The organism is Kitasatospora sp. NEAU-69 (genome assembly GCF_057158765.1).
On record NZ_JBWXUE010000024.1, the window covers coordinates 91,927 to 110,510 of the forward strand.

Sequence of the window (18,584 nt, forward strand, 5' to 3'; positions counted from 1 at the left end):
GGGGCGACGGGCCCGTCGCAGGTCACCAGGCGCGCGGTCGGTCCTGAGGGGCGCGAGGCGCTCGGCGGGCACCGATTTCCCAATCCCCCCGACGACCATGTAATGTCTTCCTCGTTCGACCGGTTCGCCCCTATAGCTCAGTCGGTAGAGCGTCTCCATGGTAAGGAGAAGGTCTGCGGTTCGATTCCGCATGGGGGCTCCACGAGAGAAGGTCCTCGCCATCACGGCGGGGGCCTTTTTCGTTATCCTCCTGCCACCGTCCGGACCGGACAGGCCCTAGCGGGCCGGGTCCGTCATGCGCTGTGATGGTGCGTCAACAGTGTTGTGGCGTACGGCCGGTACGCGTCGCGCGGGCGAAGTCCCGCGCAGGGTACGGGGGAGGGCCCCTTGGGCGTACGGCTGGTCGTGGTCGACGATCACCGGTTGTTGGCGGAGGCACTGGCGGCGGCGTTGCAGGTGCGTGGGCACCGGGTGCTGGCCGTCGGCTGTCCGGCTGCGGCCGGACCGGATCTGGTGGGTCAGCGCCGCCCGGAGGTCTGCCTGCTCGGGGTGGCCCGCCCGGGGGCGCCGGGGGCCTTCGCGGCGGTGCGGCGGCTGCGGCAGGAGCGGCCGGAGGTCGCCGTCGTGGTGCTCGGTCCGGTGGACGATCTGCGCGGGGTGGCGAACGCCTTCGCGGCCGGTGCCTCCGGCTACGTGCGCAGTGACGAGCGGATCGAGGTGGTGGACCGGGCCGTCACCCGGGCCCGGGCCGGTGAGGCCGCGGTGGCGGTCGAGGTGCTGCAGGCGGTGTTCGAGCGGCTGCTGCACCCGGTGCGCGAACCGGACGACGAGGCGCTGCGCCTGCTCGGCGCGCTGACCCGCCGTGAGGTGCAGGTGCTGGCCAGGATCGCCGAGGGTCAGGACACCCAGGAGATCGCCGCGGGCATGGGCATCGCGCCCAGCACGGCCCGCACCCACGTCCAGCGGGTGCTGATGAAGCTGGGCGCCCGGACCCGGCTGGAGGCCGCCGCGGTGGCCGACCGGACCGGCCTGCTGACCCGGCTGGGCCGCGAGTAGCACCGGCTGGCTCGGTGAGAGCGGGAGCGGGGGGCGGGCGCGACCGGCGCTCGCCCCCGCCGAGCGCCCGTGATGTCTTCTTTGCGACCACAACACCGCTTCACTCTCGACAGTCTGTTGACTGCTGATGAGTAATGTTTGATTATGTGTGAAGCAGGCGGATGGGTTCACCGAGGGCGGAAACTGTGCGGAAGACCACGACCAAGCTGGCGGACGGCCGCGAGCTGATCTACTACGACCGGGACGAGTCCGTGCTGCGCGACGCGCACGACCGCCGCCCGCTGGATCCCACCGCGAGCCTGTCCGAGATCCGCCGTGACCCGGTGAGCGGCGACTGGGTCACCGTGGCCGCGCACCGCCAGGCCCGCACGTACCACCCGCCGGCCGACGAGTGCCCGCTCTGCCCGTCCCAGGACGGCCGGTTGAGCGAGATCCCGGCCGCCGACTACGACGTGGTGGTCTTCGAGAACCGGTTCCCCTCGCTCGCCACCGACGCGGCCGCGCGGGTGCCCGAACTCGACGAGCCGCTGCGCCTGGCCCGTCCGGGCACCGGCCGCTGCGAGGTGGTCTGCTTCACCGCCGACCACCACGCCTCCTTCGCCGCGCTGGACGAGGCCAAGGCCCGCCTGGTGCTGGAGGCCTGGGCCGACCGCACCGCCGAGCTGAGCGCGCTGCGCGAGGTGGACCAGGTCTTCTGCTTCGAGAACCGCGGCGCCGAGATCGGCGTGACGCTGGCTCACCCGCACGGGCAGATCTACGCGTTCCCGTTCACCACCCCCCGCACCACCAAGATGATCGCCAGCGCCAACGAGCACCGGGCCCGCACCGGCCGCAACCTCTTCGAGGACCTGCTGGCCGCCGAGCACGCCGCTCCCGAACGGGTGGTGCTGGCCGGCGAGCACTGGACGGCGTTCGTCCCGTTCGCCGCCCGCTGGCCGTACGAGGTCCACCTCTACCCGAACCGTCGCAGGTCGTCGCTGCCCGAGCTGGACGAGGCCGAGCGGGCCGAGTTCCCGCGGATCTACCTCGACCTGCTGCGCCGCTTCGACCGCCTCTTCGCCGACCCCGCCGCGCCCGCCGGAGAGGCCCCGGCTCCGACCCCGTACATCGCCGCCTGGCACCAGGCCCCGCGCCGCGGGGGTGCCGAGCTGGCACTGCATCTGGAGCTGTTCACGATCCGACGTACGGTAGGCAAGCTGAAGTTCCTGGCCGGGGTCGAATCCGGCATGGACGCGTTCGTCAACGATGTGTCGCCCGAGGCGGCGGCGCAGCGCCTGCGGGAGGTCGCAACATGAGCAAGTACCTGGTCACCGGCGGTGCCGGCTACGTCGGCAGCGTGGTCGCAGCCCACCTGCTGGAGGCGGGCCACCAGGTCACCGTGCTGGACGACCTCTCGACCGGTTTCCGCGAGGGCGTGCCGGCCGGGGCCGAGTTCGTCCAGGGCCGGATCCAGGACGCGTTCGAGGTGCTGGACGGCGGCGGCTTCGACGGCGTGCTGCACTTCGCCGCCTGCTCGCAGGTCGGCGAGTCGGTCGCCGACCCGGAGAAGTACTGGCGCAACAACGTGGCCGGCTCGCTGGAGCTGGTCGCCGCGATGCGCAAGGCCGGCGTGCGCAAGCTGGTCTTCTCCTCCACCGCCGCCGTCTACGGCGAGCCGGAGGTCAGCCCGATCGCCGAGACCGCGCGCACCTCGCCGACCAACGCGTACGGCGCCACCAAGCTGGCCGTCGACCACCTGATCACCAGCGAGGCGATTGCGCACGGCCTGGCCGCCGTCAGCCTGCGGTACTTCAACGTGGCCGGTGCCTACGGCGCCTACGGCGAGCGGCACGACCCCGAGTCGCACCTGATCCCGCTGGTCTTCCAGGCCGCGCTCGGTCAGCGCCCGCACATCGCGGTCTTCGGCGAGGACTACCCGACGCCGGACGGCACCTGCATCCGCGACTACATCCACGTCGCCGACCTGGCCGACGCCCACCTGCTGGCGCTGGACGCCGCCAAGCCGGGCGAGCACCTGATCTGCAACCTGGGCAACGGCAGCGGCTTCTCGGTCCGCGAGGTGATCGAGTCGGTCAAGCGGGTCACCGGCCGGGAGATCCCGGTACAGGTCGCCGGCCGTCGCCCGGGTGACCCGGCGGTGCTGGTCGCCTCCGCCGAGCGGGCCCGGCAGGAGCTGGGCTGGACGCCGAAGCGCCCCGAGCTGGACGCCATCGTGGCGGACGCCTGGGCCTTCACCCTGAACAAGGCCGAGCAGGCGCAGGCCAAGTAGCAGTAGCAGCATCCGGGCGGGCCGCGCAGCCGGCCGCCCGCGGGAGAGGAACGCACATGGAAGACGTCAGCGACGCCTTCGAGCAGGTCTTCGGCACCGCCCCCAGTGGAGTCTGGGCGGCGCCCGGCCGGGTGAACCTGATCGGCGAGCACACCGACTACAACGACGGGTTCGTGCTGCCGATCGCCCTCCCGCAGGCGGTCCGGGTCGCGGCCCGCCGCCGTGACGACGGCCGGGTGCGGCTCTACAGCGCGCAGGGCGACGGCCGGCTGACCGACCTCGCCGTCGCCGACCTCAAGCCGGGCGCGGTGGCCAGCTGGGCGGGCTACCCGGCCGGTGTGGTCTGGGCGCTGCGCGACGCCGGCTACCAGGTCGGCGGCGCCGACCTGTACTTCGACAGCGACGTGCCCACCGGCGCCGGGCTGTCCTCCTCCGCCGCGCTGGAGTGCGCGGTCGCGGCCGTCTACCGCGACCTCTACGAACTCCCGCTGGAGCGGCCCGAGGCGGCGCTGATCGCCCAGCGTGCCGAGAACGTCTTCGCCGGCGTCCCGTGCGGCGTGATGGACCAGATGGCCTCCAGCTGCTGCACCGAGGGCTCCGCGCTCTTCCTGGACACTCGGGACCTGGCGGCCCGGCAGGTGCCCTTCCCGCTGGCCGAGCAGGGCCTGCGGCTGCTGGTGATCGACACCCGGGTCAAGCACGACCTCGGCGACGGCGCGTACGCCGCGCTGCGGGCCGGCTGCGAGCGGGCCGCCGGCCTGCTCGGCCTGTCCGCACTGCGCGACCTGACGGCCGACCGGCTGCCCGCCGCGCTGGCCGAACTGCCCGCCGAGCTGCGCTCGCTCGTGCAGCACGTGGTGACCGAGAACGACCGGGTGCTGCGCGCCGTGCGGCTGCTGGACGCGGGCGAACTCGCCGCGATCGGTCCGATCCTGACCGCCGGCCACGCCTCGCTGCGGGACGACTTCAAGGTCTCCTGCGCGGAGACCGACCTGGCCGTGGACCGCGCGGTCGCGGCCGGCGCGCTCGGCGCGCGGATGACCGGCGGCGGTTTCGGCGGCTCGGTGATCGCGCTGGTCCGGGCGGAAGCGGCCGCTCCGGTGGCCGAGGCGGTCCGCGAGGCCTTCGCCGCCGCGGGACACCAGGAACCCGGCATCTTCGCGGTGACCGCCGCAGCGGGCTCCCGGCGGGTACGCTGATCTCCCGTCCGGACTGAACCCCGACGCGGACCGCCCTGCAACACGGACCGCGCCGCACCAACTCCCGCACGTCTCCCACTCGGACGGAACTTCACCGAATCCCCACCAGCCCGCGGCACACGCCGTACGCTGGGTCCGGAATCGGTGGGGGCCGACGCCGGAGCAGGGGGGATACCGAGATGGCGCGGATCCGCGTTCTGGTGGTCGATGACCACCGCATCTTCGCCGAGGCGCTCGCCACGGCGCTCTCCGCCGAGCCGGAGATCGAGGTCGGCGCGGCCGGCAGTGCCGCCGCCGCCGAACACGCGCTGGAGCGCGCGGCCGCCGAGGGCCGCCCGTTCGACATCCTGCTGGTCGACGCCGATCTCGGCACGACCGGTGCCGCGCTCGGTCCGCCGCGCCGGCCGCGCCCCGCGGCGACCGAGCCGGACGGGCCGGTGCCGGTGGCCCGGCGCGGGGTGGTGCCGGCGCCGCGCCGGGCGGGCAGCGCCCTGGCGCCGCAACGGATCGCCACCGAGCCACCGCTGACGAGCCCCCAGGCGGCCGCGCCGGCCCGCCGCCCGGTGGACGGGATCACGCTGCTGGGCCGCTCCTGTCACAGCTACCCGGGGCTGCGCGCGGTGGTCCTGGCGGCCGAGGAGGACCCACGGCGGGCCGTCCGCGCGCTCTACGCCGGTGCGGTGGGCTGGGTGGCCAAGGAGAGCTCGCTGACCCGGCTGCTGACCGTGCTGCGCGGCGTGCTGCGCGGCGAGACCCATCTGCCGCCCGCGCTGCTCACCGGGGTCGTCCGGGAGCTGACCACGGCGCGGCGCGACCGCACCGAGAGCGAGCGGCTGGTCGACTCGTTGACCCCGCGGGAGAAGCAGGTGCTGCGCTGCATGGTGGCCGGGCTCGGCCGGCAGGCCGTCGCCGAGCGGCTGTACCTCTCGCCGCACACCGTCCGGACCCACATGCAGAACGTGCTCGGCAAGCTCGGGGTGCACTCCACGCTGGCGGCCGTCGCGCTGGCCCGCCGGGCCGGCGTCGGACCGGCCGAGCCGCCGGCGGTGGTGGCGTCACCCGCGCCCGCGCCCGCGCCCGCACAGGCGGACAGGCCCTAAGGCCTAGCCGACCGGGGCGCCTGGTCCTGGTCGGTGTGCCGGGGCCTGGTCGGTGCGCCGGTCAGCCCGGGATGTTGTCGAACGGTGCGACCAGCTGCCGCAGCAGCGCCGCCAGATCGGCCTGCTGACCGCCCGACAGCTCGGCCAGCAGCTCGCGCTCGTGGGCGAGCAGCCCGGCCAGCGCCTCGTCGGCCTTCTCCTGGCCGAGCGCGGTGAGCCGGACCAGGACGCCGCGCCGGTCGTCGGGGTCGGGCAGCCGCTGGACCAGGTCCTTGCCGGCCAGCCGGTCGATCCGGTTGGTCATCGTGCCGGAGGTCACCAGGGTCTGGGTGAGCAGCTGTCCGGGGGAGAGCTGGTAGGGGCGGCCGGCCCGGCGAAGGGCCGTCAGCACGTCGAACTCCCAGGGCTCCAGACCGTGCTCGGCGAAGGCCGTCCGGCGGGCCCGGTCCAGGTGGCGGGCGAGCCGGCTGACCCGGCTGAGCACCTGGAGCGGTTGCACGTCGAGGTCGGGGCGCTCTCGGCGCCATGCCGCGACCAGCCGGTCGACCTCGTCCTCCATGTGGATCAGTGTATCGGGGGTTCTGTCGATATGAAGCCTCTTGACATCGAGAAAACCCCGCAGCGCAACGTACCGTTGGCCCGGCTCTGCCGCCGGTGCCTGCCGCCGGCGTCTGCGGGCGGCTGTGGACCGGCCTAGTTCTGCCGGTCGCCGACCAGCTTCGGGTGCCGCTCCATGCCCTCCAGCCCGTGCCAGGCCAGGTTGACCAGGTGCGCGGCGACCTCGGACTTCTGCGGCTTGCGCACCTCCAGCCACCACTGCCCGGTCAGCGCGACCATGCCCACCAGCATCTGCGAGTACATCGGCGCGAGCCGCGGGTCGAAACCGCGGGCCTTGAACTCCAGGCCGAGGATGTCCTCGACCTGGGTCGCGATGTCGCTGATCAGCGACGCGAAGGTGCCGGTGGACTGGGCGACCGGCGAGTCCCGGACCAGGATCTTGAAGCCGTCGGTGGAGGTGTCGATGTAGTCCATCAACGCGAACGCGGCCTGCTCCAGCAGCTCGCGGGAGTGGCCGCCGGTGAGCGCGCCGGTGACCATGTCCAGCAGCAGCTGCATCTCGCGGTCCACCACGACCGCGTAGAGCCCCTCCTTGCCGCCGAAGTGCTCGTAGACCACCGGCTTGGAGACGCCCGCCCGCTCGGCGATCTCCTCCACCGAGGTGCCGTCGTAGCCGCGCTCGGCGAAGACCGAGCGCCCGATGTCCAGCAGCTGCTCGCGGCGCTGCTTGCCCGTCATCCGGACCCGGCCGGTCCGGCCGCGGGGAGCGGTGCCCGCTCCGCCCGCGGCGCCTCGGGCGGTGACTCCCTGGGCGGCTCCGGCCCCGCTGCCGGCTCGCGAGGGCGGGTGGTGGCCGTCTGCGGTGTCTCCGTTGCTCCCGTTCACCCCTCCATCATGCTGTAGGCGACGGGTCATGCCACGCGCCGGGCGGCGATCCGCCCCGCGTCGGGCCAGCGGACGTCCCGGGCCCAGCCGGCCTGCTCGAACCAGCGGATCAGTCGGGCGGAGGAGTCGACCTGGCCGCGCAGCACCCCGTGCCGGGCCGCGGTCGGGTCGGCGTGGTGCAGGTTGTGCCAGGACTCACCGCAGGACAGCACCGCCAGCCACCAGACGTTGCCCGAGCGGTCCCGGGACTTGAACGGGCGCTCGCCGATCGCGTGGCAGATCGAGTTGATCGACCAGGTGACGTGGTGCAGCAGCGCCACCCGCACCAGCGAGCCCCAGAAGAAGGCGGTCAGCGCGCCCTGCCAGGACCAGCTGATCAGCCCGCCGGCCAGCGGCGGCAGCAGCATCGAGATGGTGGTCCAGAGCCAGAAGAGCCGGGAGACCGCGCGGATGTCGCCGTCCTTGACCAGGTCGGGGGCGTAGATGTGCTGCGGGGTCTGCTCGGAGTCGAAGAGCCAGCCCATGTGCGCCCACCACAGGCCCTTGAGCAGCGCGGGCACCGTCTCGCCGAAGCGCCACGGCGAGTGCGGGTCGCCGTCCTTGTCGGAGAACTTGTGGTGCTTGCGGTGGTCGGCCACCCAGCGGACCACCGGGCCCTCGATGGCCAGGCTGCCGGCCACCGCGAGCGCGATCTTCAGCGCCCGGTTCGTCTTGAACGAACCGTGGGTGAAGAAACGGTGGTAGCCGACGGTGATGCCGTGACAGGCGACGAAGTACATGACGGTCGCGATCGCCAGGTCGGTCCAGCCGAGCCCCCAGCCCCAGGCCACCGGGACGGCGGCGACGAGGGCGAGGAACGGCACCGCGATGAAGAGGCCCAGCGCGATCCGCTCGGGCAGGCCCTGCTTCTCACCGCCGAGGGTGGCGGAGATCTGCGAGGCGGGCTTGGCGGCGGTGGCCGCCGCGGGTTCCGGAACGGCGCCGGGGAGCGCTTCGTCGGCCTGGATGGTCATGGGCGGTCCCTTGAGGGCAGGAGCGGCTGTGGATGCTACGTGCGCGTAACCTACGGCATCGTAAGTTACGGGCCATGTCAAGGGAACCACGGCCGAGCCGCGCATGAACACCGGGCGTTCGGGCGACCCGGGGCCGGTGGAACGGCCGGTGGACGAGTGCGAAGGGTGGTGGAGCTCGAGCGCCGTAACCCGTAGGCTGTGGTCGGCTCCTGGCGTCCCGGTGGTGGTGCAGCCGCCGTGCGGTGGCGCAGGACGCTGTCGGGGTCGTGGATTGACGACCGTTCCGCCGTGGTGTAATGGCAGCACGGGGCCCTTTGAAGGCCTTTGTCTAGGTTCGAGTCCTAGCGGCGGAGCTCAATCGCTGGTCGTTCGGTAGGTATTCTCGGTTCCGCTCGGCTGTCGGTGCACAAGGGCCTCTGGCCTGGGAATGGCTGGGCGCCACCCTCCCCGTGAACCGAACAAGGAGCCTCCCGCGTGAGTGCCAATTCCCCTGCCGCCGTGATCGTGCTCGCCGCCGGCGAGGGTTCGCGGATGAAGTCCAAGGCGCTGCCGAAGGTGCTGCACCCGATCTGCGGCCGCACCCTGGTGGGCCACGCGGTGGCCGCCGCGCTGGAGCTGGCGCCGCAGCAGCTGGTCGTGGTGATCGGCCATCAGCGGGAGCTCGTCGCCGCGCACCTGACGCAGTGCGACCCGACCGTCCGCTCGGTGGTCCAGGAACAGCAGAACGGAACCGGCCACGCGGCCCGGATCGCCGTCGAGGCGCTCACCGCCGACGGGATCGACCTGGACGGCACGGTCATCGTCACGTACGGGGACGTCCCGCTGCTGCCCGCCGAGACGCTGCGCGCGCTCGCCGAGCAGCACGCCGCCGAGGGCAACGGCGTCACCGTGCTGACCGCCGAGGTCCCCGACCCGACCGGCTACGGCCGGATCCTGCGCGACGGCGACGGCTCGGTCACCGCGATCGTCGAGCACAAGGACGCCGACGCCGGGCAGCGCGCGATCCGCGAGATCAACTCCGGCGTCTACGCCTTCGAGGGCAAGCTGCTGGCGGACGCGCTCGGCCGGATCGGCAGCGACAACGCGCAGGGCGAGGAGTACCTCACCGACACGCTGGAGATCCTGCGCGCGGCCGGTCACCGGGTCGGCGCCGCGGTCGCCACCGACTTCCGCGACATCCTGGGCATCAACGACCGGGTCCAGCTCGCCGAGGCCCGCCGGCTGCTCAACGACCGGCTGCTGGAGCGCGCGATGCGGGCCGGCGTCACCGTGGTCGACCCGGCCAGCACCTGGATCGACGTCCAGGTGACCTACGAGCCGGACGCCGTGCTGCTGCCGAACACCCAGCTGCACGGTGCCACCCACCTCGGCGAGGGCAGCACGGTCGGCCCGAACTGCACGCTGACCGACACCGTGGTCGGCGCCGGCGCCAAGGTGACCAGCACCACCGCGGACCAGGCCGAGATCGGCGCGGGCGCCAGCGTCGGCCCGTACGCCTACCTGCGCGGCGGCGTGCTGCTCGGCGAGAAGGGCAAGGTCGGCACGTTCGTCGAGATCAAGAAGTCCACGATCGGCGCGGGCGCCAAGGTGCCGCACCTCTCCTACATGGGTGACGCGACGATCGGCGAGGGCGCGAACATCGGCGCCGCGTGCGTGACCGCCAACTGGGACGGCGTGAACAAGAACCGCACCGTGATCGGCGCCCACACCCGGATCGGGACCGACAACATGCTGGTCGCCCCGGTCACCGTGGGTGACGGCGCTTACACCGGTGCCGGCTCGGTGATCAGCAAGGACGTGCCCCCGGGCGCGCTCGGCGTGAACCGCGCACAGCAGCGCAACATCGAGGGCTGGGTGGCGCGCAAGCGCCCCGGCACTGCATCCGCGCAGGCCGCGGCCGCCGCACTGGGAGAGGCCCAGGAGGGCTGAGCCGCCCCGAGTGGCCGCGCAGCGGCGGTCCCGGGACGGACGCTTTCCGAGCGGGCGCGTAACCTGGTGTACATACGTGCGCCGTGGGGCTGTAGCCCGTGCGAGGCGTACCCAACCCCGTCGACCACCGGCCCGGGCGGCTCACCGCCGCCGGGTGCGGCGCGGCGGAACCATGCGGAGCAACGCGAGGAGACGGTGCAGTGAGCGGGATCACGACGTCGGGTGAGAAGAAGCTGAAGCTCTTCTCCGGCCGTGCCCACCCCGAGCTGGCGAAGGAGGTGGCCGCGGCGCTGGGCACCGAGCTCGTCCCGACCAAGGCCTTCGAATTCGCCAATGGCGAGATCTACGTCCGCTTCCTGGATTCCGCCCGGGGGGCGGACTGTTTTGTGATGCAGAGCCACACGGCTCCGATCAACCAGTGGATCATGGAGCAGTTGATCATGATCGACGCTCTGAAGCGGGCCTCCGCGAAGAGCATCACCGCGATCCTGCCGTTCTACGGGTACGCCCGCCAGGACAAGAAGCACCTGGGTCGTGAGCCGATCTCGGCCCGGCTGGTCGCCGACCTGCTGCGCCAGGCCGGCGCCGACCGTCTGATGGCCGTGGACCTGCACACCGCGCAGATCCAGGGCTTCTTCGACGGGCCGGTGGACCACCTGTTCGCGCTGCCGATGCTCTGCGACTACATCGGCGAGAAGGTCGACCGCAGCAAGCTGACCGTCGTCTCGCCGGATGCCGGCCGGGTGAAGGTCGCCGACCAGTGGTGCGACCGTCTGGACGCCCCGCTGGCGATCATCCACAAGCGCCGGGACACCAGCCAGGCCAACACGATCCTGTCCGCCGAGGTCGTCGGTGACGTCAAGGGCCGGGTCTGCGTGCTGGTCGACGACATGATCGACACCGCCGGCACGATCTGCGCCGCCGCCGACGCGCTCTTCGACGCCGGCGCCGCGGACGTCATCGTCGCCGCCACCCACGGCGTGCTCTCCGGCCCGGCCGCGGACCGGCTGAAGAACTCGCGGGTCAGCGAGTTCGTCTTCACCAACACGCTGCCGACCCCGGCCTCGCTCCAGCTGGACAAGGTCACCACGCTCTCCATCGCCCCGTCGATCGCCGCCGCGATCCGCGAGGTCTTCGAGGAGGGCTCGGTGACCAGCCTCTTCGAGGGTGTGCACTGATTCACCCGGGGGTGCACCGAGCATCCTTGCAGTGACGGGCCGTCAGGCCCATCGGCCCCGGCGCTACTGGCGCCGGGGCCGATTTCACGGTAGGGGCGGGCTGCGGTTAGACTCGTGAGACTGCTCGGCGAGGGATGCCGTGCGCCCGTCCGGGCGCCTGCTCCGTGATCGACGCGCTGCCGCGGCCGGATTTACGGCCGCCGGCAGAGTCGTACCGCCGCCGAGCGACCCCCCAAATGTTCTTGAGGGTGTGGTCCCGGCGGCTTCCGCTTTCCGGGCCTCGTATGACCACCGTACGAGTGATGCCTGCACCCCCGTGCCAGTCTCCGAGGAGTGCAGTCGTGTCCGAGATCCGCCTTGCCGCCGAGCCCCGCAACGAGTTCGGCAAGGGTGCCGCCCGCCGCGCCCGCCGCGCCGGTTTCGTCCCCGGTGTCGTCTACGGCCACGGCCACGCCCCGGTTCACCTGAACCTGCCGAGCCACGCGCTGATGATGGCCCTGAAGACCCCGAACGCCCTGCTGGTCGTTCCGATCGAGGGCAAGGACGAGTTCGTCCTGCCGAAGGCCGTGCAGCGCGAGGCCATCAAGCGCAGCATCGAGCACGTCGACCTGCTGCTGGTGAAGCGCGGCGAGAAGGTCACCGTCGAGATCCCGGTGCACACCGAGGGCGAGCTGGCCCCCGGCGGCAACCTGCTCGAGCACGTCCTGAACGCGCTGCCGGTCGAGGCCGAGGCCACCCACCTGCCCGAGTCGGTCACCGTCTCGGTCGAGGGCCTGGAGGCCGGCGCCTCCATCCTGGCCGGCGACATCGTGCTGCCGAAGGGCACCACCCTGGCCGTCGAGGCCGACACCGTCGTGCTGCAGATCATCGGCGCCCAGGCCGCCCCGGTCGAGGAGGAGGCCTCCGAGGAGGCCGCCGCCGAGGCCTGAGCCTCCCGGTAATCCGTTCGGCCGCTGCCCCGGCTCCCTTTCGAGGGGGCCGGGGCAGCGGCATGTCGGCGGCATGTCGGCGATGATGATGTGGCTGGGACCGACCGGCAAGTGGTGGGTGGAAGAAGGAGCGGCGTCCGGGCCGAGTCTGGGCGGCGCCGACGAGGAAGTCCATGCGGAGCATTGGCGACTGAGGAGAAGCCGTCCAGGCGAGAGTCCGGGCGTCGCGACGCCACCCACCACTTGTCGGTCGGTCTAAGAGGAGGAGCGCGCAGATGAGTGACGACTACACAGGCCCGTGGCTGATCGTCGGCCTGGGCAACCCGGGGGACGGCTACGCCCGCAACCGGCACAACATCGGCTTCATGGTCGTTGACCTGCTGGCCGAGCGGATCGGCGCCAGGTTCAAGGCGCACAAGAGCCGGGCCCAGGTGGCCGAGGGCCGCCTGGTCGGGCAGCGGGTGGTGCTGGCGAAGCCGATGAGCTTCATGAACCTCTCCGGCGGCCCGGTGACCGCGCTGCGCGACTTCTACAAGGCGCCGAACGAGGCCCTGGTCGCGGTCCACGACGAGCTGGACATCGACTACGCGACGCTGCGGCTCAAGCGCGGCGGCGGCGACAACGGCCACAACGGCCTCAAGTCGATCACCAAGTCGCTCGGCCCGGACTACTACCGGGTCCGCTGCGGCATCGGCCGCCCGCCGGGCCGGATGGAGGTCGCCGACTTCGTCCTCAAGGACTTCTCCAGCACCGAGCGCAAGGAGCTGGACTGGTTCGTCGACCGCTCGGCCGACGCGGTCGAGGCGCTGCTGACGGAAGGCCTGGAGCGGGCCCAGGACACGTACAACACCTGACCGACGGCAGACCCCTGTGGCGGCCGGTGGATGAGGGGTTGCTGGGAAGAGTCTGGGACGGTTCTGAGTTCTGAATCTGCGTCAGATGCCGTTCCATGACGGGCGGCGCAACGTTCGTACAACTCTTCGTCCGGGGGTCAGATCCGGTGCCGGGGCGGGTTGGCCCATCGGGTACGGTCTACCCGGACTCGGGAAGGTGGGGCGCTGGTGGGCGCTGGGTGGTTGGGCACGGCACGAGTGGCCGGCGGTTGGATGGTTGCGGCCGGTGTGCTGCTGCTGAGCGGGGCGCAGTGCGCGTGGGCCGAGCCTGGCGGCACCCCGTCGCCCTCGCCGTCGCCCTCGGTGAGCGTGACGGCCACACCGGTGCCGACGAGCACCGGCAGCGCGCCGCCGGCTCCCTCGGTGGCCCCGGCGGCGCCCGCTGCGGCTCCGCCGGCGGCGTCCGCCCCGGTCACCTCGGTGCCCTCGCCCTCGGCGTCCGTTGCCGCCGCTGCTGCTGCCCCGGCCTCGGCTTCGGCGAGTTGCCCGCCCGGGCCGAGCGCTCCGGCGGGGCCGGGCACCGCGGTTGCCGCCGCGCCCGCGACTGCGTCGCCGTCCTCCTCCTCTTCGGCCTCTGCTTCGGCTTCGGCCTCCGCTCCGGGGGCGACGGCTTCGGCAGGGGCGGCTCGGCCCGCCGGCTGCCCGACCCCGAGCGCCTCGTCGCCTGCGCCGGCCGGGACGAGCCGGGGCACGGCGCTCGGCGGCGGCGCGCGCAGCGCCGGCCGGGTTCACCAGGCGCCGCCCGCGCCGGTGCCGACCCCGGTGGACGCGCAGCTGGTTGACGACCCGTCGCAGACTCCGGCCGCGCCGAGCCCGACCGCCGCTGCCGCACCCGATCAGCTGGCCGGTGTGTTCATCAGCTCGCTCGGCGGCAACGCGGGTGTCAGCGCGGTGCTCTTCGGCCTGGCCGTCACGGCCGGCGGCGGCGCACTCTGGCTGATCAAGCACCGCAAGGCCGGCAAGACCGGCGGCAGCCACGCGGCCTGACGGCGCGTGCCGGGGGTGTACCCCTCGCGTGGCGGGGGCTCCGGCATGCCGGACGGGTAAGCCGCCGCCGCCCGGCGCACCGACCTCAGCAGAACGGCCGCTGGGCCCGCTCTTTCGAGCGGGCCCAGCGGCCGTTCTGCTGATGCTGAGCCGGATGAGCCGGTGGGTGGGTCAGCCGGGCCGGCGGCCAGGCTGCCCCACCCGTGCGCGGGTCAGCCGGTGTTGCGCAGGCCGGCCGCGATGCCGTTGACGGTGAGCAGCAGTGCGCGGGCCCGCAGCGGGTTCTCGGGGCGCCCGGCGGCCACCTCCTCGCGCTGCCGGCGCAGCAGCGCCACCTGGAGGTAGGAGATCGGGTCCAGGTAGGCGTCGCGCACGGCGAAGGTCTGCTTCAGCACCGTGTGGTGCTCCAGCAGCTCGCTCTCGCCGGTCAGCCGCAGCACCTCACGCATGGTCAGGTCGTGCTCGGCCTTGATCTCGTCGAAGACGTGCCGCAGCTCGCCGGGCACCAGCTGCTCGACGTAGTGCCGGGCGATCCGCAGGTCGGTCTTGGCCAGCGTCATCGCGACGTTGGACAGGAAGTTGCGGAAGAAGTGCCACTGCCCGTACATCTCGTCCAGCACGTCGCCCAGCCCGGCCGCACGGGCGGCCGCCAGGCCCGAGCCGACGCCGAACCAGCCCGGCACGATCTGCCGGGACTGGGTCCAGCCGAAGACCCACGGGATCGCCCGCAGGCCGTCCAGTCCGGCCCCGCTGTCGGGGCGGCGGGACGGGCGGGAGCCCAGGTGCAGCGCGGCGAGCTGGTCGACCGGGGTGGCGGCGAAGAAGTACTTCGGCAGGTCCTCCTGCTCGACCAGGCCCCGGTAGGCGGTGTGCGCGGCCTCGGAGACCTGGTCCATCGCGGCGTCCCAGCGGGCCAGCGCCTCGGGGGCCTGGCGCGGCGAGGTGTGCAGCGCGGAGGCGGCCAGCGTGGCCGAGATGGTGAGCTCCAGGTTCTCCCGCGCCAGCGACGGCAGCAGGTACTTGTCGGAGATCACCTCGCCCTGCTCGGTCACCTTGATCTCGCCCTCCAGCGTGCCCCAGGGCTGGGCCAGGATCGCCTCGTGCGAGGGGCCGCCGCCGCGGCCGACCGTGCCGCCGCGGCCGTGGAAGAGCCGCAGCCGGATCCCGTAGCGGTGCGCCACGTCGCGCAGCCGGCGCTGGGCGCGGTGGATCTCCCACTGCGAGGTGGTGATGCCGCCGAACTTCGAGGAGTCGGAGTATCCGAGCATGACCTCCTGGACGTCCCCGCGCAGCGAGACGAGCAGTCGGTAGGAGGGGTCGGCGAGCATCTCCTCCAGGATCCGGTCGGCCTGCTGGAGCTCGTCGGTGGTCTCCAGCAGCGGCACGATGCCGATCTTGGCGATCCCGCCGTGCAGGTCGATCAGGCCGGCCTCGCGGGCCAGCACGGCGGCCGCGAAGACGTCGTCGGCGCCCTGGCACATGGAGATGATGTAGCTCTCGACGATCTCGTCGCCGAACCGCTCGAAGCCCTCGCGGATGGTGTTGAAGACGCCCAGCGTCTTGGTGCCGGCCGCGTCCAGCGGGGCCGGGGTGGGGGCCAGCGGACGGCGCGAGCGCAGCTCCTTGGCGAGCAGCCGCTGCCGGTACTCGCGCGGCATGTCGGTGTAGCGCCAGGCCTCCTCGCCGAGCCGGTCGAAGAGCTGGCCGAGCGCGTGGTGGTGCGCCTCGGCGTGCTCGCGCACGTCCATGGTGGCCAGCTGGAGGCCGAACGCCTCGACGGTGCGGATCGCCCGGGCGAGGCGGCCGTCGGCGATCAGCTCGCCGCGGTGGGCGCGCAGCGAGTCCTGCACCAGCTTCAGGTCGGCGATCAGCTCGCGGGTGCCGAGGTAGTCGCGCCCGGCCACGTGCGGGGTGCCGGCGGCGAGCCGCTCGCGGGTGTTCTCCAGCTTGAGCCGCACGCAGGTGGCCTTCAGCCGGTAGGGCTCCTCGGCGTTCATCCGCTTGTAGCGCGGGCTCAGCTCCGGCAGCAGTTTCAGGTCGGCGTCCAGCGAGGCGAGCAGCTCGGCGGAGGCGCCGGCGAGGCGTTCCGAGGTGGAGAGGGTGTTGCGCAGGTCGTCGATCGCGTCGAGCGCGTCCTTGATGCCGTACTCGTGCTGGAGGTTGAGCACGTCCCAGGTGACCTGCGGGGTGACGTTCGGGTTGCCGTCCCGGTCGCCGCCGATCCAGGTGCCGAAGGTGAGCGGGCGGACGCCGTCGGGGATGGTCACGCCGACCCGGGCGAGCTCCTCGTGCAGCTCCTCCAGCACCTCGGGGACCGCGTCGCGGTAGAGCTCGTCCAGGTAGTAGACGGCGTTGCGGGCCTCGTCGGTCGGCTCCGGGCGGGCGATCCGCAGCTCGTCGGTCTGCCAGAGCAGGTCGATCACCTCGGCCAGCCGGCGGTCGGCCTGGCGCTTCGCCGAGGTCTGCCGGACCGGGTCGGCGGCGGACCGGCCGCCGGCCGCGTGCTCGCGGTGCCGCTGCTCCTCGTTGTAGGCGCGCTCCAGCAGCTCGCCGATCCGGCGCAGCTTGTTGAGCACGCTGCGCCGGGCCGCCTCGGTCGGGTGCGCGGTGAAGACCGGCCGGACCGCGAGGTGGGCCAGCGTGTCGGCGAGGTGCTTCGGGTCGGCGTCGGCCAGCTGGTCGGCGGTCAGCGCGAGCAGCGAGCCCTCGCGGGCCCGGCGGGCCGCGAACTCGCGGCCGCGGTGCACCTGTTCGGTGACGTTGGCGAGGTGGAAGTAGGTGGAGAAGGCGCGCACCAGCTTGGCCGCGGTCTCCAGGTCGATGTTGGCGAGCAGCTCGGCGGTGGCCTCGCCGTCGGTGCGGCTGAGCAGGCGGACCTGTTCGACCAGGCCGAGCACCTCGGCGCCCTCCTGGCGGACCAGGGTCTCGCCGAGCAGATCGCCCAGTCGGCGGATGTCGGCGCGCAGTGCGGCGTTGTCGGCGGCCGGGTCGGCGCCGGACGGCTCGGCACTGAGCAGGTCGGGGTGGTCGGCCGGGGTGGGGACCTGAGCGGTCACGGCTGGCTCCCTGCGGTGGTGGGGTACGGCACAACGGCGGACCGCGCTGTCCGACCGGCTCAGCATATGTGGCGGTGCTGCGTCGACCGAGGCTTGGCCGGATGCCGGACACGAGCCGGTCGCGGCGGCTATCCGTAACTCGGTGGGGCGGTCCGCAGGGCCTCACTTAGGCTGTCCCGTATGAGCATGTCGCCTGGGGAGGGCGCGCAGGACCGCGGCTTGTGGTGGTGGGAGCGGCGGCGCAGCGCGCTCCTGGACTCGGTGCTGGCCGCATTGGCCGCGCTGGAGTGCGCGGTGGGCGGATACAACCTGGTCGGCACCCGGTTCGGGCTGGGTACGGGCTGGGCGATCGCGGCCGCCGTGGTGGGCGCGCTCGGCGGTGCCACGCTGCTGGTGCGCCGGCGCTGGCCCGCGCTGCCGGTGCTGGTGTCGACGATCCTGGTGCCCGCGCTCTTCGGCGTCGTGCTGCTGGTGGTCGCGCTGTACACGCTCGCCTCGACCTGGGCCTGGCCGTCGCGCCGGCGCCCGGTGGTGGCGCTGTCGGCGGTGGTCTTCGTGGAGACCCTCGGCATGGTGCTCTTCTCCTTCTTCGGCACCAGCGGCCAGCCGAAGCCCGGTGAGCAGCTGCCGCCGGACTGGCTGCTGGTCCTGATCGCGGTGCTGGTGGCGGTCGGCCTGACCGTGCCGCCGGTCGTCACCGGCCTGTACATCGGCGCCCGGCGCCGCCTGGTCGAGTCGCTCAAGGACCGCGCGCACGGCCTGGAGGCCGAGCTGGACCTGCTCGCCGAGCGGGCTTCGGAGCGGGCCAGGCGGGCCCGGCTGGAGGAGCGCACCCGGATCGCCCGCGAGATGCACGACGTGGTCGCGCACCGGGTCAGCCTGATGGTGGTGCACGCGGGCGCGCTGGAGCGGATCGTCGCCCGTGATCCGGAGAAGGCCGCGCAGAGCGCCAAGCTGATGGCCCAGACCGGGCGCCAGGCGCTCGACGAGCTGCGCGAGATCCTCGGCGTGCTGCGGATGAACGAGGACGCGGTCGCGGAGACCGCCTGCGGGCTGGCCGAGCTGCCCGGGCTGGTGGACCAGTCGAAGGCGGCCGGCATGCGGGTGACCCTGACGGTCAGCGGCTCCCGGCAGCCGTACACCGGGGACGCCGAGCAGACGGCGTACCGGGTGGTCCAGGAGGGGCTGACCAACGCGCACAAGCACGCCGGCGGGGCGCGGGTCTCGGTGCTGCTCGCCTATGTGCCGAACGGCGTGCGGGTGGCGGTGGTGAACGACTCCCCGGACGCCGGCGGTCGCCAGGCCGGGCTGCCGAGCGGCGGCAACGGGCTGGTCGGCATGGAGGAGCGGGTCCGGGCCCTCGGCGGCACCTTCACGGCCGGTCCGGAGCACGGTGGCGGGTTCCGGGTGGAGGCACTGCTGCCGTCCCGCCTGGTGGTCCGGCCGGACCGGCTGACCTGACGCAGTCCGTCCGGGGACTGTTCGGGACCTGTCGCAGACCTGTTCGGGCCCTGACCGAGCCTTCTGACCTG

The 18,584-nt window shown here is 72.9% G+C and carries 16 protein-coding genes and 2 tRNA genes; 13 read left to right on the forward strand and 5 right to left on the reverse strand.

The features are described from left to right. Window positions 1-126: 126 nt before the first annotated feature. The 6 genes from AC060L_RS26085 to AC060L_RS26110 all read left to right on the forward strand — a co-directional run bounded on the left by AC060L_RS26085 (window position 127) and on the right by AC060L_RS26110 (window position 5,624). Window positions 127-202: transfer RNA gene (locus AC060L_RS26085), tRNA-Thr, on the forward strand. Between the two features lie 185 nt (window positions 203-387). Then, the gene (locus AC060L_RS26090; RefSeq protein ID WP_483801352.1) at window positions 388-1,056 is read left to right on the forward strand and encodes a LuxR C-terminal-related transcriptional regulator; all 669 of its coding nucleotides are present in this window, start codon (window positions 388-390) and stop codon (window positions 1,054-1,056) included. Between the two features lie 185 nt (window positions 1,057-1,241). Further along, a complete protein-coding gene (gene galT, locus AC060L_RS26095) occupies window positions 1,242-2,351 on the forward strand; it encodes a galactose-1-phosphate uridylyltransferase (protein WP_483801353.1) in 1,110 nt (369 codons plus the stop codon). After that, complete coding sequence (galE, locus tag AC060L_RS26100; protein WP_483801354.1) at window positions 2,348-3,325, forward strand: UDP-glucose 4-epimerase GalE; 978 nt, start codon at window positions 2,348-2,350, stop codon at window positions 3,323-3,325. The genes galT and galE overlap by 4 nt, the downstream gene beginning before the upstream one ends. Window positions 3,326-3,381: 56 nt before the next feature. Next, window positions 3,382-4,524, forward strand: a complete 1,143-nt coding sequence (gene galK / locus AC060L_RS26105) for a galactokinase (RefSeq protein ID WP_483801355.1) — start codon at window positions 3,382-3,384, stop codon at window positions 4,522-4,524. A 179-nt stretch (window positions 4,525-4,703) separates the two neighbouring features. Then, window positions 4,704-5,624 carry a LuxR C-terminal-related transcriptional regulator gene (locus tag AC060L_RS26110; protein ID WP_483801356.1) on the forward strand — a complete coding sequence of 307 codons (921 nt, stop codon included), beginning with the start codon at window positions 4,704-4,706 and terminating at the stop codon, window positions 5,622-5,624. Window positions 5,625-5,685: 61 nt separating this feature from the next. On the opposite strand, the gene AC060L_RS26115 is transcribed toward AC060L_RS26110, so the two are convergent. The 3 genes from AC060L_RS26115 to AC060L_RS26125 all read right to left on the reverse strand — a co-directional run bounded on the left by AC060L_RS26115 (window position 5,686) and on the right by AC060L_RS26125 (window position 8,080). After that, window positions 5,686-6,183 (reverse strand): MarR family winged helix-turn-helix transcriptional regulator, encoded by a 498-nt coding sequence (locus tag AC060L_RS26115; protein WP_483801357.1) that lies wholly within the window; start codon window positions 6,181-6,183, stop codon window positions 5,686-5,688. 134 nt (window positions 6,184-6,317) lie between these two features. After that, a complete protein-coding gene (locus AC060L_RS26120; RefSeq protein WP_483801358.1) occupies window positions 6,318-7,067 on the reverse strand; it encodes a TetR/AcrR family transcriptional regulator in 750 nt (249 codons plus the stop codon). 26 nt (window positions 7,068-7,093) lie between these two features. After that, complete coding sequence (locus tag AC060L_RS26125; RefSeq protein WP_483801359.1) at window positions 7,094-8,080, reverse strand: acyl-CoA desaturase; 987 nt, start codon at window positions 8,078-8,080, stop codon at window positions 7,094-7,096. A 282-nt stretch (window positions 8,081-8,362) separates the two neighbouring features. Between AC060L_RS26125 and AC060L_RS26130 the strand changes: the two genes are divergently transcribed. The 5 genes from AC060L_RS26130 to pth all read left to right on the forward strand — a co-directional run bounded on the left by AC060L_RS26130 (window position 8,363) and on the right by pth (window position 12,970). Beyond that, window positions 8,363-8,433: transfer RNA gene (locus tag AC060L_RS26130), tRNA-Gln, on the forward strand. Between the two features lie 121 nt (window positions 8,434-8,554). After that, window positions 8,555-10,009 carry a bifunctional UDP-N-acetylglucosamine diphosphorylase/glucosamine-1-phosphate N-acetyltransferase GlmU gene (gene glmU, locus AC060L_RS26135; RefSeq protein WP_483801360.1) on the forward strand — a complete coding sequence of 485 codons (1,455 nt, stop codon included), beginning with the start codon at window positions 8,555-8,557 and terminating at the stop codon, window positions 10,007-10,009. Between the two features lie 200 nt (window positions 10,010-10,209). Then, window positions 10,210-11,187: a ribose-phosphate diphosphokinase gene (locus AC060L_RS26140; RefSeq protein ID WP_483801361.1), complete on the forward strand. Its 978-nt coding sequence runs from the start codon at window positions 10,210-10,212 to the stop codon at window positions 11,185-11,187. A gap of 341 nt (window positions 11,188-11,528) precedes the next feature. Beyond that, window positions 11,529-12,116 (forward strand): 50S ribosomal protein L25/general stress protein Ctc, encoded by a 588-nt coding sequence (locus AC060L_RS26145; protein WP_483801362.1) that lies wholly within the window; start codon window positions 11,529-11,531, stop codon window positions 12,114-12,116. A 275-nt stretch (window positions 12,117-12,391) separates the two neighbouring features. Further along, on the forward strand, window positions 12,392-12,970 hold the full coding sequence (pth, locus tag AC060L_RS26150) for an aminoacyl-tRNA hydrolase (RefSeq protein ID WP_483801363.1): 579 nt from the start codon (window positions 12,392-12,394) through the stop codon (window positions 12,968-12,970). Between the two features lie 137 nt (window positions 12,971-13,107). On the opposite strand, the gene AC060L_RS26155 is transcribed toward pth, so the two are convergent. Next, on the reverse strand, window positions 13,108-13,701 hold the full coding sequence (locus AC060L_RS26155; RefSeq protein ID WP_483801364.1) for a hypothetical protein: 594 nt from the start codon (window positions 13,699-13,701) through the stop codon (window positions 13,108-13,110). A 70-nt stretch (window positions 13,702-13,771) separates the two neighbouring features. Here AC060L_RS26155 and AC060L_RS26160 point away from each other — a divergent pair, with 70 nt between their 5' ends. Next, window positions 13,772-13,996 carry a hypothetical protein gene (locus AC060L_RS26160; RefSeq protein WP_483801365.1) on the forward strand — a complete coding sequence of 75 codons (225 nt, stop codon included), beginning with the start codon at window positions 13,772-13,774 and terminating at the stop codon, window positions 13,994-13,996. A 212-nt stretch (window positions 13,997-14,208) separates the two neighbouring features. On the opposite strand, the gene ppc is transcribed toward AC060L_RS26160, so the two are convergent. Continuing rightward, entirely contained in the window at window positions 14,209-17,013 is a 2,805-nt protein-coding gene (gene ppc / locus AC060L_RS26165) for a phosphoenolpyruvate carboxylase (protein WP_483801392.1), read from the reverse strand. A gap of 219 nt (window positions 17,014-17,232) precedes the next feature. Here ppc and AC060L_RS26170 point away from each other — a divergent pair, with 219 nt between their 5' ends. Beyond that, window positions 17,233-18,513 carry a sensor histidine kinase gene (locus AC060L_RS26170; protein WP_483801366.1) on the forward strand — a complete coding sequence of 427 codons (1,281 nt, stop codon included), beginning with the start codon at window positions 17,233-17,235 and terminating at the stop codon, window positions 18,511-18,513. Window positions 18,514-18,584: the final 71 nt, after the last annotated feature.

What these genes read in the sequence shown, in the direction of transcription:
- AC060L_RS26115 (WP_483801357.1), bottom strand. Translation starts at nt 6,183, where the DNA reads ATGGAGGACGAGGTCGACCGGCTGGTCGCGGCATGGCGCCGAGAGCGC.
- AC060L_RS26110 (WP_483801356.1), top strand. Translation starts at nt 4,704, where the DNA reads ATGGCGCGGATCCGCGTTCTGGTGGTCGATGACCACCGCATCTTCGCC.
- AC060L_RS26170 (WP_483801366.1), top strand. Translation starts at nt 17,233, where the DNA reads ATGAGCATGTCGCCTGGGGAGGGCGCGCAGGACCGCGGCTTGTGGTGG.
- galE (WP_483801354.1), top strand. Translation starts at nt 2,348, where the DNA reads ATGAGCAAGTACCTGGTCACCGGCGGTGCCGGCTACGTCGGCAGCGTG.
- AC060L_RS26125 (WP_483801359.1), bottom strand. Translation starts at nt 8,080, where the DNA reads ATGACCATCCAGGCCGACGAAGCGCTCCCCGGCGCCGTTCCGGAACCC.
- pth (WP_483801363.1), top strand. Translation starts at nt 12,392, where the DNA reads ATGAGTGACGACTACACAGGCCCGTGGCTGATCGTCGGCCTGGGCAAC.
- galK (WP_483801355.1), top strand. Translation starts at nt 3,382, where the DNA reads ATGGAAGACGTCAGCGACGCCTTCGAGCAGGTCTTCGGCACCGCCCCC.